Here is a 14,903-nt window from a genome sequence, read left to right as displayed (position 1 = left end):
GATCGTTTGCAGCTTCGCAGCAGCGCTAATTAGTCTACTTGATCGCCGCGTTTCATTCTGCGGGCGAAATACAATCCCAGCAGAACAAGTCCGCCCCCGATAAGATAATTCGGAAGAGTGCTTGCTTCCCCGGTTTTGGGGAGTGTGGCCGGAAGACCCGGGTCAATACCGCCGCCATTTGCCGGCTCGGTTACTGTCCCCTTCGGTACTTCCTCCACAGCTACTTCAATCAGCACTTCCTCTTCATTGCCATCCTCGTCGGTGACAATGATCGTAAAGGAATCTTTACCTACAAACCCTGGATCCGGTGTATATCTCCATTTGCCGTCAGGCGTCAGTACAACGGTACCGTGCTCCGGCTGATCGCCGATTTCCGGCACGCCTCCCAGCGGAATCTCTCCTTCAATCGGCACTTCTTCCACTGTAGTTTCGCGCGTCACCGGCTGGCTCGGCTGAGGAGCAGGCGAAGCGGTCACCACAGGCGCCGAAGGCACCGGCGATTGGCTTGGCTCGGCAGATGGAACAACCGGGCTGGAACTAGCCGATGGAGTTGCAGACACAATTGGTGTTGCAGACACTGACGGGGTCGCAGACGGCCCCGGAGATACTACAGTTCCCGGTACGGACGGCGGTGTTGCCGTCGGAGTTCCAGGCGTGTATGGCCATGGGTCAGGCGTTACTGTTGCACTTGGTGTCGCCGTAGGCGTCTCAGCCGGTGCCGATGGTGTCGGTGTTGGACCTTCCGACGGTGTCGGTGTCGGTGTCGGACCTTCCGACGGTGTCGGTGTCGGACTTGCCGACGGTGTCGGTGTCGGACTTGCCGACGGTGTCGGTGTCGGTGTTGCCGACGGTGTCGGTGTCGGTGTTGCCGACGGTGTCGGTGTCGGACTTGCCGACGGTGTCGGTGTCGGACTTGCCGACGGCGACGGTGTCGGACTTGCCGACGGCGACGGTGTCGGACTTGCCGACGGCGACGGTGTCGGGCTTGGCGACGGCGACGGTGTCGGACTTGGCGACGGCGACGGTGTCGGACTTGCCGACGGTGTCGGTGTTGCCGACGGTGTCGGTGTCGGACTTGCCGACGGTGTCGGTGTCGGACTTGGCGACGGCGACGGTGTCGGGCTTGGCGACGGCGACGGCGTCGGGCTTGGCGACGGTGTCGGCGTCGGGCTTGGCGACGGCGACGGTGTCGGCGTCGGGCTTGGCGACGGACTTGGCGTTGGCGTCGGTGTAGCCGTTGGTCTGTTTTTAACGGTAATTTCCACTCCGGTTGACGTGCTCAGAGTGACTGGATGCTCACTCGGATCGAGCACATAACCAGCTGGTGCTTTGGTTTCGATCAGGATGTAATTACCGCCTACAAGCTGATCGAATTTGAGTTTACCTGACGCATCCGTAGTACCGCTCTTAATCCAGATCTTTTCATTGTCGACCACACGGAACAGGTCGAATTCTGCCCCGCTCAGCAATTTCGTGTTATCAGCCAGATCTGCTTTCAGTACGGTGAGCGGCCCTCTGATGCCAGTGCCTGTGCCCGAACCGCTGGACAGCTTGACTGTGATTTCTTTGACGCTATCATTCGTAATTTCCTTAACGTTTTTTCCGCTAATGGAAACTTTGTTGGTGACTTTGTCATTGTTGTTCGCTGTAATAAGCGATTGGTATTTCAGGACATACGCCTCGGAGAACTCCTTCAGGAAGCTCAGCTTGAAGCTCTCTTCCCCGCTTTCGCTGGTTAGAATCTCCAGCGTATAATCGGTACCCCGAACCAGTTCCTCCTCCGCTGGCTTTACGGTCCCATCAGCAGATACTGTGGTCTTAAACAGATGGAAGGTATTCGACAGCAGAATTTGGTTGGCGCTTGGCGTATCGGTAATTACGGCATCCTTAACTAACGACTGATTGCGGTTAATGTAAATTTCCCAGTCGATTTTGTTGCCGTTTTGCTTTCCGCCCTTGCTGACATACTCGCCGCCCTGCGGAATGGACACAGAAGCTTTCAATTCCTTCGATTCGGCGGTTGTATCATCATACAGTACAGCGGTGTTGTCGACTTTAGTCAAATCAATCGCATCGTCGGCGAAAGTCGTATCAAAAGTAACATAAAATGCGTAATTGATAGACTTGGTGAAATTAACGTTCAGCTTCCCGTCGGCAAGGATCACCTTGTAGTCCGAAGCATTAACGCTGGCGCCAGGACTCGGGTTGCCGTTTTTGCCATAATCCCACTTGTAGACTTTAACTGAATCCAGATTAACAACTTGACCGGGAGCGATCGTATCCGTCAGCACGGCTTTGGCCAGCGTTTTGCGGTTGTAGTTAGCCCCGATATTCCAGGTAATCTTTTTGGTTACCGCGTTGTAGCTGCCGGATTTGGCGCCGTTGTTTTTCACTTCGTCGCGCGGATTAAATTCCGATTCGATCGTTTTGGTGCGTTCTGTGACCTCTCCGTCCTCCAGCCAGACAATTCCCGCGGAGTTTACGAATTTGGTATTGTTTTCTGTCAACCCGTCATAATCAAAGCTTGTTGTATAAGTAATCGTATAAGGCACATTGATTGACTTCTTGAAAGTAAGCACAAATCCGTCCGTAGCCGCAGGCGGTGTAGACTCGTTGTACTCAATTTCATATACATTCCCGCCGGGACCCTGATCCGGCGTAACAACCAGCGAATCTGGTACCAGCTTCAGTCCGGCATGGCCGAACACATCCGTAAGCACCAAATTATCCATCTTTTTGCTGTCCTGGTTGAGGCGAATCGTCCATTTTACCGTTTTGGCATCATAGTCGATGTCTCCGCGCTCTTTCTTGAGGATGCCTTGGTTTACCCAGCGTGTAGCGGTTTTCGTCTCGCCGTTATAAGTAACTTTGTTCTCAATGTTACCGTCACTGAATACACGCCCATTGTCTTGGGTCGAATATTCAATGATATAAGCAGATTTCACTTCATCGTTAAAACTTAAAATAAATCCGTGATGAGTAACTTTTCCATCTTGATCCTTGATATTGTTCTCCGTCACCTTATAGGCGCTGGTCGGAATCGCCGCTCCTTTTGTTCCATTGCCATCCGCACCGATGGTTACCGGGTACACCTTAACCGAATCGGCAATCAAATCTTGCGAGGCGTTAAAAGTGTCTGTCAAAACCGCCTGAGTAGCAGGAATCGTTTTTTCGTTGTAGTTAAACTTGATTTGCCAGTTAATGACCTGTGTTGCCGAGTCGTAACCAGTGCTCGACTTCTCCAGCGGCTTGCCGCGTCCAGCGGTTACCGTGGCCGAAGCTGGCTTGGACAATCCGCCGTCTCCGGTAAGGACAACATCGTTTTTGTAAGACGTCATATCCACACCGGCTTCGGTAATCGGCGTGTTGTAGGAGATCCGGTAAGCCTTCGTAATCGGGCTGTTTACGAACTCCAGTACAAGTTTCCCGTCTTCCGACTTATCTGTCCGGTATTCACTGGCATTCAGCGTACGGCCCGCTACAGCAGAACCGTCCAGCTGCACATCCAGCTCCTGCACCGTAATAGAAGCGGGATCCAGTTTAACCCCCGGCGGAAGTGTGTCTGTGACTGCCGCACCCGTGATGGCATCCTGCACTTTGTTCACATCGACCGACCAGTCAATGCTCGTCGGATTGTAGAACTGAGGTTGTACTGAACCCTTTTTCTCCACGTACGATGTGTTTTTTGGCTTGAAGTTTAACTCAATCTCTTGAGTGCCGCCCCGAATCGGGAATGTCAGCACCTGCTTTGTGGAGCCATGAATCTTTTTGGAGCTGAGCAGCGACCGGACAGTAAAGGTTCCGCCTACATTATCGTGGCTCTCAATAAAGCTGTTGAAGGTAAACACGACCCCGTTCGTGTCTTTATTCACTGTATATGTACCAACGGATTCTCCGTCGAACAGCAGATCGCCGTTCAGGTCGTTATACAGTTCAAAAGCATCGGGCAGAGCAAATGAATACGTTGATCCCGCCTCATAACCATGCCCGTTCGGAAGGGACCATGTGTAATTCAGCTCCGAATAGGAATCCAGTTGATAAACACTGCCGGTAACCGTTTCTTGATAATTATCATCCGTATACACGGCCAGCGTTACGCTTGTGATCAGCTCTTCGCCAATCGCTGTGCTGGCAGCGGCTGCCTTCAAAGGCAGGCCGATACTGTAAGCCAGTTGGGTCACCAGCAGTACGGCGACAAGCCAGAGGCTTACTCTCTTCTTGACCATAAAGTTGCTGTTCCTCCTCTTAATCTTTTTTTGTCCGGCGGCGGCTCCGCCGCAGGCATGGCTTCCTGTGCATCCCTGACAGACAAACAGGAAACCGGTCATCCTTCTTTCGTCCCGCTCCCCCCTCATCAAAAACCCTTATGTAACTGCAGTAATATGCTAGCTATAACATAAGTCATATTCTATTGCCCCCATCTAAACAAAAACTGAACAATGCCATTCAAATACAGAACTTTTTGCCCCTTTTCAGAAAAAAACGCAAAAAAAAGATAGACTCTTCATTATAAAGAGCCTATCTCTAAAAATTTATTTGTATTTGAGCCAACCCTACAAATTGGGATGTTCGCGCCGGGTAAAGGTCGCCCGTTTCTCAATCAGCTTGTTCAGCGCATCCAGGTAAGCCCGGGCACTGGCTTCCAAAATATCCGTGCTGAGGCCGCGTCCCTGAGCGGCAACCTCGCCTTGCGACAATACGACATACACCTCGCCTTGGGCATCTTTGCCGTGGCTGACCGACTTAATCGTGTAATCGTCCAGCGTGACCTCTTCCGCCGTAGCTTTATCGATCGCATTGTAGATTGCATCAACCGAACCGTTGCCTTCCGCTTCAACGGCAAGCTGCTGGCCGTCGGGTCCCTGAATAACCAGCTTCGCCGTTGGCGTCGACTCATTGCCGTATGTAACATACAGCGTCTTAAGCCCAAAAATCTCCGGTGTATCCGCCAAGTTTTCGTCCAGCAGCGCGACGATATCTTCATCGGACACTTCTTTTTTGCGGTCGGCCAAGTCCTTGAACTTCGCAAACGCTTCGTTCAGCTCCTCGTCCGGCAGCGTATAGCCGAGATCGTTCAGCTTGTCCCGGAATGCCGCGCGTCCCGAATGTTTGCCGAGGACCAGCTTGCTTTCCTTGAGGCCGATTGTTTCCGGGGTCATGATTTCGTAGGTTGTTTTTTCCTTGAGCATGCCATCCTGGTGAATGCCGGATTCATGGGCAAACGCATTGGCGCCGACAATCGCCTTGTTCCCCGGCACAATCATCCCGGTAAGCCGGCTGACCAAACGGCTTGTGCGGGCAATCTCCGACAGCTTCAGCGACGTTTTGGCGCCAAAATAATCGCTGCGGGTTTCAAGCGCCATGGCGATTTCTTCAATGGCAGTGTTCCCCGCCCGTTCGCCAATGCCGTTGATGGTGCCCTCGATCTGATCCGCGCCGTTCAGTATTGCAGCCAGCGTATTCGCAGTTGCCATGCCAAGATCGTTATGACAATGCGCGCTGAGCTGCACGCGTTCGATATCCGGCACATTATCCTTCAGAAACTTGAAAATCGCACCGTATTCGGAAGGGTTCAAATAACCGACTGTATCGGGAATATTTACGACGCTTGCACCTTCGCGGATGGCCATGCTGACCACTTCTGCCATAAAATCCCGTTCGGTCCGGCCTGCATCCTCCAGCGAAAACTCAATCTTTGAAAAATACTTCCGGGCATAACGCAGCGCGGCCTGCGCCGTTTCCAGCACCTGCGCCTTATCCATCCGCAGTTTATGCTGGCGGTGAATCGGCGAAGTAGCGAGGAACACATGGATGCAGGGGTCCTGCGCTCCCTTGAGCGCTTCCTTCACCGCGTCAATATCCGACTGGCGGGAACGGGACAAACCGATCACCGTTACGTCTTTGACCGCCCGGGCCACCGCATTCACCGCGGCAAGGTCGCCCGGCGAAGCGGCAGGGAACCCTGCCTCCATCCGGTCGATCCCCAGCTTCTCCAACTGATGGGCGATTTCCAGCTTTTCGCGTGTATCCAAATTGACGCCGGGCGATTGTTCCCCGTCGCGCAGCGTGGTATCGAATACATAAATTTTACGCAAGTGTCCGCACCTCCTGGTCTTCTTCTCTACAAGCTCCAAATGCGGCCCCTGTAAAGGCCGCATCCGGAACAAACCATATCAATTACAGCGCCGCCGCCGGCGGGCCCTTTACTATAGAGGGATTACTTTTTGATCCAGTGCATCATTTCACGCAGCTGTCCGCCGACTACTTCGATCGGATGAGCAGCTTCGTTACGGCGTGTCGCAGTCAGGAACGCACGGCCGGATTGGTTCTCAAGGATGAAGTCGCGGGCGAATTTGCCCTGCTGGATGTCGGCCAGAACCGCCTTCATCGCTTTTTTCGTCTCGTCGGTCACAATGCGCGGGCCGGTAACATAGTCGCCGTATTCCGCCGTATTACTGATGGAATCACGCATCGTCGCCATGCCGCCTTCATAAATCAGGTCAACGATCAGCTTCATTTCATGCAGGCACTCGAAGTATGCCATTTCCGGCGCATAGCCAGCCTCGGTCAGTGTTTCGAATCCGGCTTTGATCAGAGCCGTAACCCCGCCGCAAAGTACAGCTTGTTCGCCGAACAGGTCGGTTTCCGTCTCTTCGCGGAAGGAAGTTTCGATTACGCCCGCACGCGTACAGCCGATGCCTTTGGCATAAGCAAGGCCGATTTCTTTGGCGCGGCCAGTCGCGTCCTGCTCGATGGCAATCAGGCCGGGAACGCCGAAGCCTTCCACATAAGTACGGCGTACCATGTGTCCCGGGGATTTTGGAGCAACCAGCAGCACGTCAGCATCTTTTGGAGCCACGATTTGGCCAAAATGAACGTTGAAGCCGTGGGAGAACATCAGCGCCGCGCCGGATTTCAGATTCGGCTCGATTTCGTTTTTGTATACCGCCGCCTGGGTTTCGTCCGGCATCAGGATTTGCACCACATCCGCACGGGATACCGCTTCGGCTACCGGAAGAACCTCAAAGCCGTCGTTTTTGGCGGTTTCGAAGGATTTGCCTTCACGCAGGCCGATGACAACTTGAAGACCGCTGTCCCGCAGGTTCTGCGCCTGGGCATGCCCTTGGCTGCCATAGCCGATTACCGCGATCGTTTTTCCTTTCAATACGCTAAGGTCTGCATCCTGTTCATAGTACGTTGTCACTGCCATTGTCAATATCCTCCTTTTATTTAGCGACCCATCATAAAGAGCGGGTGCTTCAGAAGACCCCGGCTGCCCGCGTTCCCCTCAAGCTCCCGCTCTTTACGGCGGGACGTTGTTGACTTTATCTGCAATCATTAAAAGCAGTAATTCATTAAAGCTGCAAAATACAACAACTAAGCATTGCCGCGAATCATTGCCGTTACACCGGTCCGCGACAGTTCGCGAATGCCGTAGGGCTTCATCAGTTCAATCATTGCGTCAATCTTTTGGGTATCCCCAACCACCTGGACCAGCAGGCTGGTGGAACCGATATCGACAACGGAAGCCCGGAACGTCTCAACAACGCCCATAATTTCGGGACGTTCCGAAGGATCAGCGTGCACCTTGATCAGGGCCAGCTCGCGGGCAACCATCGGTTTGGCTCCCAGATCCACGACTTTAATGACGTCAATCAGCTTGTAGAGCTGTTTTTCGATCTGCTCCAGCGTATGCTCGTCGCCAAGCGTGACAATGACCATCCGCGACAGACCGTCTTCCTCCGATTGGCCCACAGTAATGCTCTCAATGTTAAATCCCCGGCGGCCGAACAAGCCAGACACCCGCTGCAGGACACCCGGCTGGTCATTCACCAGCACGGAAATCGTATGCTTTTTCACGCTTCCTCATCCCCCATCAGCATTTGATCAATGGTTGAGCCCTGGGTTACCATCGGATAGACATTTTCGTCTTTGGAAACGACGAACTCTACCACGACCGGCCCCGGCGTCTCCAGTGCTTCCTGCCAGGCGGCGCGCGCTTCTTCTTTGGTCGTTGCCCGAAGTCCCTTGACGCCGTATGCTTCGGCCAGCTTTACAAAGTCCGGGCTTCCGCCCAAGTCGGTATAGCTGTAACGTTTGTCATAAATCAGGTTCTGCCATTGACGCACCATGCCAAGCACCTGGTTGTTGATGATGACGATCTTCACCGGAATGTTGTGAATGGCACAGATCGCAAGCTCCTGGGAGCACATCTGCATCCCGCCGTCGCCGTTGATGGAGACGACCAGCCGGTCCGGCTGAGCCATTTGCGCGCCGATGGCCGAAGGGAAACCAAAGCCCATCGTTCCCAGTCCGCCCGAGGTGATCCAGGAACGCGGATGGTTGAATTGATAATACTGGGCCGCCCACATCTGATGCTGTCCAACGTCGGTTGTCACAATCGCTTCGCCTTTGGTCGTATCGTTGATATGCTGGATTACCCACTGCGGCTTCAGCACGTCGCCGGAATCCTTATAGCGGAGCGGAATATCCAGCTTCCACTGGGCGATCCGCGTTCTCCATGCATCTGCGCGGGATGCGCGTCCGACTTCTTGGTTCAGCATTTCCAGTACGGTTTTGGCATCGCCGACAATCGGAATGTCCGGTGTCACATTTTTGCCGATCTCCGCAGGATCGATATCGATATGAACGATTTTCGCCAGCGGGGCGAAGCCGTCCAGCTTGCCGGTCACCCGGTCGTCAAAACGTGCGCCGATGTTGATCAGCAGATCACACTGTTGAATGGCGTTGTTCGCCGTATAGGTACCGTGCATGCCCGGCATTCCCATCCACAGCTCTTCGCCGCTCGGGAAGGCGCCAAGGCCAAGCAGTGTGGTCGTGATCGGGATCTCCGTACGCTTCACGAATTCATGCATCGCTTCGTGTGCCCCGGAGTAAATCACCCCGCCCCCAGCGATGATAATCGGCCGCTCAGCTTCCGAGATCGCCCGAACCAGCTTGTCGAGCTGAAGCTTGTTGGGAACAACCCGCGGATTATAACCCCGAAGGTTTACGGTCTGTACCGGGCGGAACAGCGTTTTGGCCGCCGACACATCCTTCGGAATATCGATCAGCACCGGACCTTTCCGGCCTGTATTGGCTACATGAAATGCCTCATGGATAATTCGCGGCAGATCTTCGACATCACGTACGAGGTAGCTGTGCTTGGTAATCGGCATTGTAATGCCGGTAATGTCCGCTTCCTGGAATGCATCCGTGCCGATCAGGCTTGAGAAGACATTCCCCGTAATAACCACCAACGGTACGGAATCCATATAAGCGGTGGCGATGCCGGTCACCAGGTTTGTTGCCCCCGGACCCGAAGTGGCGATACATACGCCGGGTTTGCCGCTCGCTCTTGCATAACCGTCCGCCGCATGAATGGCGCCCTGCTCATGCCGGGTCAATACGTGGCGGAAATCCTCAAAGCCGTACAGCGCATCGTAAATGTACAGCACCGCGCCTCCGGGATATCCGAACACGCAGTCTACGCCTTCCAGCACCAGGCTGCGCAGCAGAATCTCCGATCCGGTAATGACCTCCGGCTCCATCCATTTCTCACGTAACTGTTCTGTCGATCGCACTTCCGGTGTTTGCGCGCTCATCAGTATTCCTCCCTTCGGAAATTGACTGCTTATTCTCAAGACTGTCCGCCTATTCTTCGCTTTATGACAACAAAAAAACCTTCCGCCGCCTAACGCAGTTCTAGCTGCGAAAGGGACGAAAGGTTGATCTTCCGTGGTACCACCCAGGTTTGCGCACCAACTCACGAAGATGCGCCTTATCAGGTATACAAAAATCCATCGATGTAGGCAAGGGCCCAATTTCTGTAACCTGAGGTTCGTAACGCGAACCACACGATTTCCCCTAATAATCCCGTCTAAGTAAGCAAACGGGCCTTTCAGGGAAACAGCTCCGAGGTGAGCTCGTATATAAGGGATTTTGGTGGAGGTTTCAGCTGATCCTCACACTCTCTGGTCAAAAGAGCCCTTAAAACTTCGTCCTCTTCATCGCCGATGATGTATATGCGAAATGTTTAGAGTCATTATATGATTCCTCACACCGATAGTCAATACTATATTTTCATTCCTTTTGCGGTTTGACCAGATCAGCGCGAGGAACCCCTTCCCCCGCTCCACACATATGATATACGACTAAATGTGAAAAGGAGGAAGCCTGCGTGATCCGGTTTCGCCGCCCCAAACAGGATGATGCCGCTATCATCAGCCTGATCGAAAGCCAGCTTGTCCCGCTGTCCCATCTGCCTCCTGCCGTGATCGGACAAATCCGGAAGGAGCTGCCCCGCAGGCTTGGACATGGCATTACGCTGGTGGCCAGCACCCGTCTTGAAAGCACCCCGCTTGGCTTTGTCCACTGCCTGCTCCACGGCGATCTGCTGTTTATCGACATGCTGGCCGTCGCACCCGCGGCGCAGCGCAAACGCTGGGGACGGCGGCTGATGTGCCGGGCCGAACGTTTTGCACTATCGCGCGGATGCCGACGGTCCAAGGTCGCCGTCGATGAAGGCAACACGGGAGGACTGGAGTTTTACCGCCGATTAGGGTATACCGTCATCCGTTATGCTGCCCAAAACCGGTGTTATGAGCTGGAAAAGCCGCTGTTTTGAACGGAAGCACCCGGATTATAAATTCCAGAACGGATAACCACCGGGTCCGTAGCCGGGGCCATACCCCGGTCCATAACCCGGTCCGTAGCCGGGGCCATAACCGGGGCCATAGCCGTAGGGCTGTTTTGGTCCCGGGTAGCCTCCATAGGCATAAGGAGCCGTTCCTACCGCCAGCAAATCGAACAGGACCAGCGGAATCAATGCTTTGGTTTGCACTTTTTTGCCTCCGGTGCGTTCAAAAATGAGGCGGTTGCCGGAGATTCGAACCAGCTTGCCGGTCACTCTCGTTCCGTCTTTTTTGATCGCCGTAATCCGTTTTCCTATCAGCTTTCTAACCTGCTGTTTTGTCACTGTCTGTGCCATGATATCCCTCCCGGAAGGTTATGACAACGTCCCCGGGACGCACCGGCGGCGGCCAGGCGTTCGGGAACGGGGACGTCCTCTTGCCCCAGTCTATTCCACTGGTTCAGACAGCGATTGGACCCCCGCCCTATTCGGCTGGAATAGGCCGGGTAGACGGGTCCGGCTGATCGTTCAGCAGGACTCGCTTAACATCATAAACCAGATTAGCAAAGAGACAAAATTCGAGGCCCACCCACCGTTTGAATTCACTCCCTGCAATGCAAAAAAAACCGCGGGGCCGGTTAACCGGCTCCGCGGGTTTTGCAGTATCAAACAAACGCCGTATTGGGCTTTACCGTTTCCCCGGATCGTACGGCGCACCGAGAGCTGCCGGAGCGGAAGACCGCCCGACCGCACTGACCAGAACGATAATCGTCAGAACATAAGGAATCATGTAAATGAACTCCTGCGGAATGTTCTGGGACCATTCGAACAGCTGCACATAGTTCCGGATCGCCTGGGAAAAGCCAAAGAACACAGCGGCGCCAAAAGCGCCCATCGGGTTCCATTTGCCAAAGATCATCGCCGCAATTGCGATAAAACCTTGGCCGGAAACCGTATTGTGCGCGAACGTGCCCGTTGTCGTCAGCGTAATCGTCGCACCGCCCATTCCTGCAAGCAGTCCGCTCATCATGACGCCGATATAACGCATCCGGTTGACGTTTACACCCAGCGTATCGGCCGCACTCGGGTGTTCGCCGACCGCCCGCAGGCGCAGTCCAAACGGCGTCTTGAAGAGCAGGTAAGCAATGACAAACACCAGGATGATCGCGACGTAAGTGGTCGGATATGAATTAAAGATCCCTTCGCCAATCAGCGGAATTTTGCTTAAGAAAGGTATCGGGTATTTGGCAAAACCTTCAATCAGCGGTGTTTCGCCCGCGCCTTCAAACAGCAGCTTAACCATGTACAGCGTACTGCCCGCCGCCAGGAAGTTAATAACCGTACCACTGATCGTCTGGTCGGCCTTGAAAGTAATCGAAGCAACGGCATGAATCAATGAGCCGATGACGCCGACGGCCATGGCGCAGAGCACGCCAATCCAGGCTGCCCCCGTACCGTCCATCCCCGCTTCCTGGGCATAATGCGCCCCAACTGCGGCGGCAAACGCGCCGAACATCATCAATCCCTCAAGCCCGATGTTTACGACCCCTGAGCGCTCCGAGAAAATACCGCCAAGCGCGGCAAAGATCAGCGCCGTGGAGAACACGAGCGTTGTATTGAGCAGTTGGCCTAGAAGCGTCACTGTATCCATCTACGACACCTTCTCTTTCTTGCGCTTGAAGTAAAAGGGTTTGAGTACCCAGCGCACGATTCCCTGTGCAGCGATGAAGAAAATAATCGAACCGATAACGATTCGGATCAGTTCCGGCGGCACATCCGCGCTGAAGCTCATACCCGCCGATCCGTAGGTCAGCGTTCCGTACAGGATTGCGGCCAGGACAACACCAAACGGATGCGTCAGGCCAAGCAGTGCCACTGCAATGCCGTCAAAGCCGTAACCCGGCGACGCAGCAAAAATCGACTGGTAATGGAACACGCCAAGCACCTCGCCGGCGCCGGCCAGACCTGCGAACACACCACTGATGAACATCGCTTTGACGATGTTGCGGCCGACATTCATGCCGGCGTATTCTGCGGCATTCGGGTTAAATCCAACCGCACGCATTTCGTAGCCCTGTTTGGTTTTCCAAAGGTACACATAAAAGAATACAGCCGCGGCCAGCGCGATCAAAGTTCCCCAGTGCAGCCGCGCGTTGTCGAACATATTGAACAGGAAACTCATCGACATGGAGGCCGGAATATCGACGGACCGGTTTTGGCCTTCAAGCAGCAGGAAATTTCGCACAATATAATTGGCAAAATACAGCGCAATCCAGTTCAGCATGATCGTCGTAATAACTTCGTTAATGCCGCGTTTCGCTTTCAGGAACCCGGCAATTCCCGCCCACAGTCCGCCTGCCAGGCCGGCGGCAATCACCGCCAGCGGCACCAGCAGAAACGCCGGCAGCGCCGCGAATTTAATTCCGACAACCGAAGCCGCCGTCATGCCGATCATGACCTGTCCGTCCGCGCCGATGTTAAACATCCCTGAACGGAAAGCAAACGCTACAGCAAGCCCGGTCAGCATCAGCGGGGTCATTTCGCGGATCGCTTCACCGAAGTTGTACATGTTGCCGAACACCCGCGTAAAGAGCGCGCTATAAGCGGTCAGCGGATCGTATCCGCCGATCAGCATGACGATCGCGCCTACAAGAAATCCCAAGAAAATCGCCACAATCGGAACGATATAGACATCCGTAGCAAAAATTTTGCGCAATCTAAGCACCCGCTTTCCCTCCCCGCTTCAAGCTGCCAGCCATCATGAGACCCAGCTCCTGGTCATTGGTCTCTTCCGGTTTGACTTCACCGACGATCTGGCCTTCATAGATGACCGCAATCCGGTCGGAGACGTTCATGATTTCATCCAGCTCGAATGAGATCAGCAGCACGGCTTTGCCTTGGTCGCGCTGGGCGATCAGCTGCTTCTGCACAAATTCGATTGCGCCTACATCCAGCCCGCGTGTCGGCTGGGCCGCAATCAGCAGAACGGGATTTTTGTCTATTTCCCGCGCAATAATCGCCTTCTGCTGGTTACCGCCCGACAGCGAACGCGCCTTCGTGTCGATGGACGGTGTGCGGACGTCAAACTGCTTGACCAATTCCTCCGCATGTTTGTCGATCACATCATTATCCAGGAAGCCTGCCCGGTTGTATGGACTTTTATAATACGTCTCCAGCACCATGTTTTCGCTTATCGTAAAATCCAGCACCAATCCGTGTTTGTGCCGGTCCTCCGGAATATGGGAGACGTTCATTTCGGTGATTTTGCGCGGCGGCAGGTTGGCGATTTCTTTGCCTGTTACGGTGATTGATCCGGAATCGATTTTGCGCAGTCCGGTAATCGCCTGGATCAGCTCGCTTTGGCCGTTGCCGTCGACGCCGGCGATTCCCAGGATCTCGCCTGCCTTCACTTCAAAGCTCAGGCCGTTAAGGACCGAGATGCCTTCTTTGTTTTTGCTGCTGACCTGGTCCAGCTTGAGCACGGTCTGGCCGACATGAGCCGGCTGCTTGTCCACTTTGAAGGAGACGCCGCGTCCGACCATTTTCTCCGCCAGTTCGTTCGGGTTGGTCTCTGCCGTGTTAACGGTGTCGATGACCTTTCCCCGCCGGATAATGGTCACACGGTCCGAAATCTGCATGATTTCTTTCAGTTTATGCGTAATCAGGATGATCGACTTGCCTTCTGCTACCAGCCGCTTCATAATCGCCATCAGCTCGGTAATTTCCTGAGGCGTCAGCACGGCCGTCGGCTCGTCAAATATAAGAATATCCGCTCCGCGGAACAGCGTCTTCATAATCTCTACACGCTGCTGCATTCCGACGGAAATATCGTGAATTTTGGCGTTCGGATTCACTTGAAGTCCGTACTGCTCCGATAGTTTTTTCACCTGCTCTGAAGCGGATTTATAGTCAATTTTAAGGCCTTTCTTCGGTTCCTTGCCCAACACGATATTCTCAGTGACCGTAAACGGATCGACCAGCTTGAAATGCTGATGCACCATCCCGATCCCGAGCTCGATCGCTTTGTTTGGACTATCAATCGTAACCGGTTTCCCATTAATTTCGATACTGCCCTCGTCCGGTTGATACAAGCCGAACACAATATTCATCAGGGTGGATTTACCCGCGCCATTCTCGCCGAGCAGCGCATGAATTTCCCCTTTTCGCAGGGTCAGACTGATGGAATCGTTGGCGACAATTCCGGGAAAGCGTTTTGTGATTTGCTTCAACTCTACGACTGGAGTCGCAGCACTCATGGAATCACCCTCAT

At 54.0% G+C, this 14,903-nt stretch carries 10 protein-coding genes; 1 reads left to right on the top strand and 9 read right to left on the bottom strand.

The window, feature by feature from the left end:
• Positions 1 to 29 precede the first annotated feature (29 nt).
• From ACE6ED_RS13090 to ilvB, 5 genes are all read right to left on the bottom strand, one after another.
• Positions 30 to 4,226, bottom strand: coding sequence for a collagen binding domain-containing protein (locus tag ACE6ED_RS13090; RefSeq protein ID WP_410827612.1), 4,197 nt, complete (start codon positions 4,224 to 4,226; stop codon positions 30 to 32).
• A 327-nt stretch (positions 4,227 to 4,553) separates the two neighbouring features.
• Positions 4,554 to 6,095, bottom strand: coding sequence for a 2-isopropylmalate synthase (locus ACE6ED_RS13085; RefSeq protein WP_410827611.1), 1,542 nt, complete (start codon positions 6,093 to 6,095; stop codon positions 4,554 to 4,556).
• Positions 6,096 to 6,217: 122 nt separating this feature from the next.
• A complete protein-coding gene (ilvC, locus tag ACE6ED_RS13080) occupies positions 6,218 to 7,210 on the bottom strand; it encodes a ketol-acid reductoisomerase (RefSeq protein ID WP_410827610.1) in 993 nt (330 codons plus the stop codon).
• Positions 7,211 to 7,377: 167 nt separating this feature from the next.
• Entirely contained in the window at positions 7,378 to 7,860 is a 483-nt protein-coding gene (ilvN, locus tag ACE6ED_RS13075) for an acetolactate synthase small subunit (protein WP_410827609.1), read from the bottom strand.
• Entirely contained in the window at positions 7,857 to 9,605 is a 1,749-nt protein-coding gene (gene ilvB, locus ACE6ED_RS13070) for a biosynthetic-type acetolactate synthase large subunit (protein ID WP_410827608.1), read from the bottom strand. Before ilvB ends, ilvN begins: the two co-directional genes overlap by 4 nt.
• A gap of 575 nt (positions 9,606 to 10,180) precedes the next feature.
• On the opposite strand from ilvB, the gene ACE6ED_RS13065 reads away from it, so the two are divergent.
• Positions 10,181 to 10,627, top strand: coding sequence for a GNAT family N-acetyltransferase (locus ACE6ED_RS13065; RefSeq protein WP_410827607.1), 447 nt, complete (start codon positions 10,181 to 10,183; stop codon positions 10,625 to 10,627).
• Positions 10,628 to 10,642: 15 nt separating this feature from the next.
• Here ACE6ED_RS13065 and ACE6ED_RS13060 read toward each other — a convergent pair whose 3' ends face one another.
• From ACE6ED_RS13060 to ACE6ED_RS13045, 4 genes are all read right to left on the bottom strand, one after another.
• On the bottom strand, positions 10,643 to 10,990 hold the full coding sequence (locus tag ACE6ED_RS13060) for a hypothetical protein (RefSeq protein ID WP_410827606.1): 348 nt from the start codon (positions 10,988 to 10,990) through the stop codon (positions 10,643 to 10,645).
• Between the two features lie 331 nt (positions 10,991 to 11,321).
• Positions 11,322 to 12,284: an ABC transporter permease gene (locus ACE6ED_RS13055; protein WP_410827605.1), complete on the bottom strand. Its 963-nt coding sequence runs from the start codon at positions 12,282 to 12,284 to the stop codon at positions 11,322 to 11,324.
• The gene (locus ACE6ED_RS13050) at positions 12,285 to 13,358 is read right to left on the bottom strand and encodes an ABC transporter permease (RefSeq protein ID WP_410827604.1); all 1,074 of its coding nucleotides are present in this window, start codon (positions 13,356 to 13,358) and stop codon (positions 12,285 to 12,287) included.
• The gene (locus ACE6ED_RS13045; protein ID WP_410827603.1) at positions 13,351 to 14,889 is read right to left on the bottom strand and encodes an ABC transporter ATP-binding protein; all 1,539 of its coding nucleotides are present in this window, start codon (positions 14,887 to 14,889) and stop codon (positions 13,351 to 13,353) included. The genes ACE6ED_RS13050 and ACE6ED_RS13045 overlap by 8 nt, the downstream gene beginning before the upstream one ends.
• Positions 14,890 to 14,903 lie beyond the last annotated feature (14 nt).

This window comes from Paenibacillus nanchangensis (genome assembly GCF_046543445.1).
Lineage (GTDB): Bacteria > Bacillota > Bacilli > Paenibacillales > Paenibacillaceae > Paenibacillus_AQ > Paenibacillus_AQ nanchangensis.
Note: the sequence above shows the minus strand (reverse complement) of the source record. Positions and strands in the feature narration are given on the sequence as shown.

What these genes read in the sequence shown, in the direction of transcription:
- ACE6ED_RS13090 (WP_410827612.1), bottom strand. Translation starts at nt 4,226, where the DNA reads ATGGTCAAGAAGAGAGTAAGCCTCTGGCTTGTCGCCGTACTGCTGGTG.
- ilvC (WP_410827610.1), bottom strand. Translation starts at nt 7,210, where the DNA reads ATGGCAGTGACAACGTACTATGAACAGGATGCAGACCTTAGCGTATTG.
- ilvB (WP_410827608.1), bottom strand. Translation starts at nt 9,605, where the DNA reads ATGAGCGCGCAAACACCGGAAGTGCGATCGACAGAACAGTTACGTGAG.
- ACE6ED_RS13060 (WP_410827606.1), bottom strand. Translation starts at nt 10,990, where the DNA reads ATGGCACAGACAGTGACAAAACAGCAGGTTAGAAAGCTGATAGGAAAA.
- ACE6ED_RS13055 (WP_410827605.1), bottom strand. Translation starts at nt 12,284, where the DNA reads ATGGATACAGTGACGCTTCTAGGCCAACTGCTCAATACAACGCTCGTG.
- ACE6ED_RS13045 (WP_410827603.1), bottom strand. Translation starts at nt 14,889, where the DNA reads ATGAGTGCTGCGACTCCAGTCGTAGAGTTGAAGCAAATCACAAAACGC.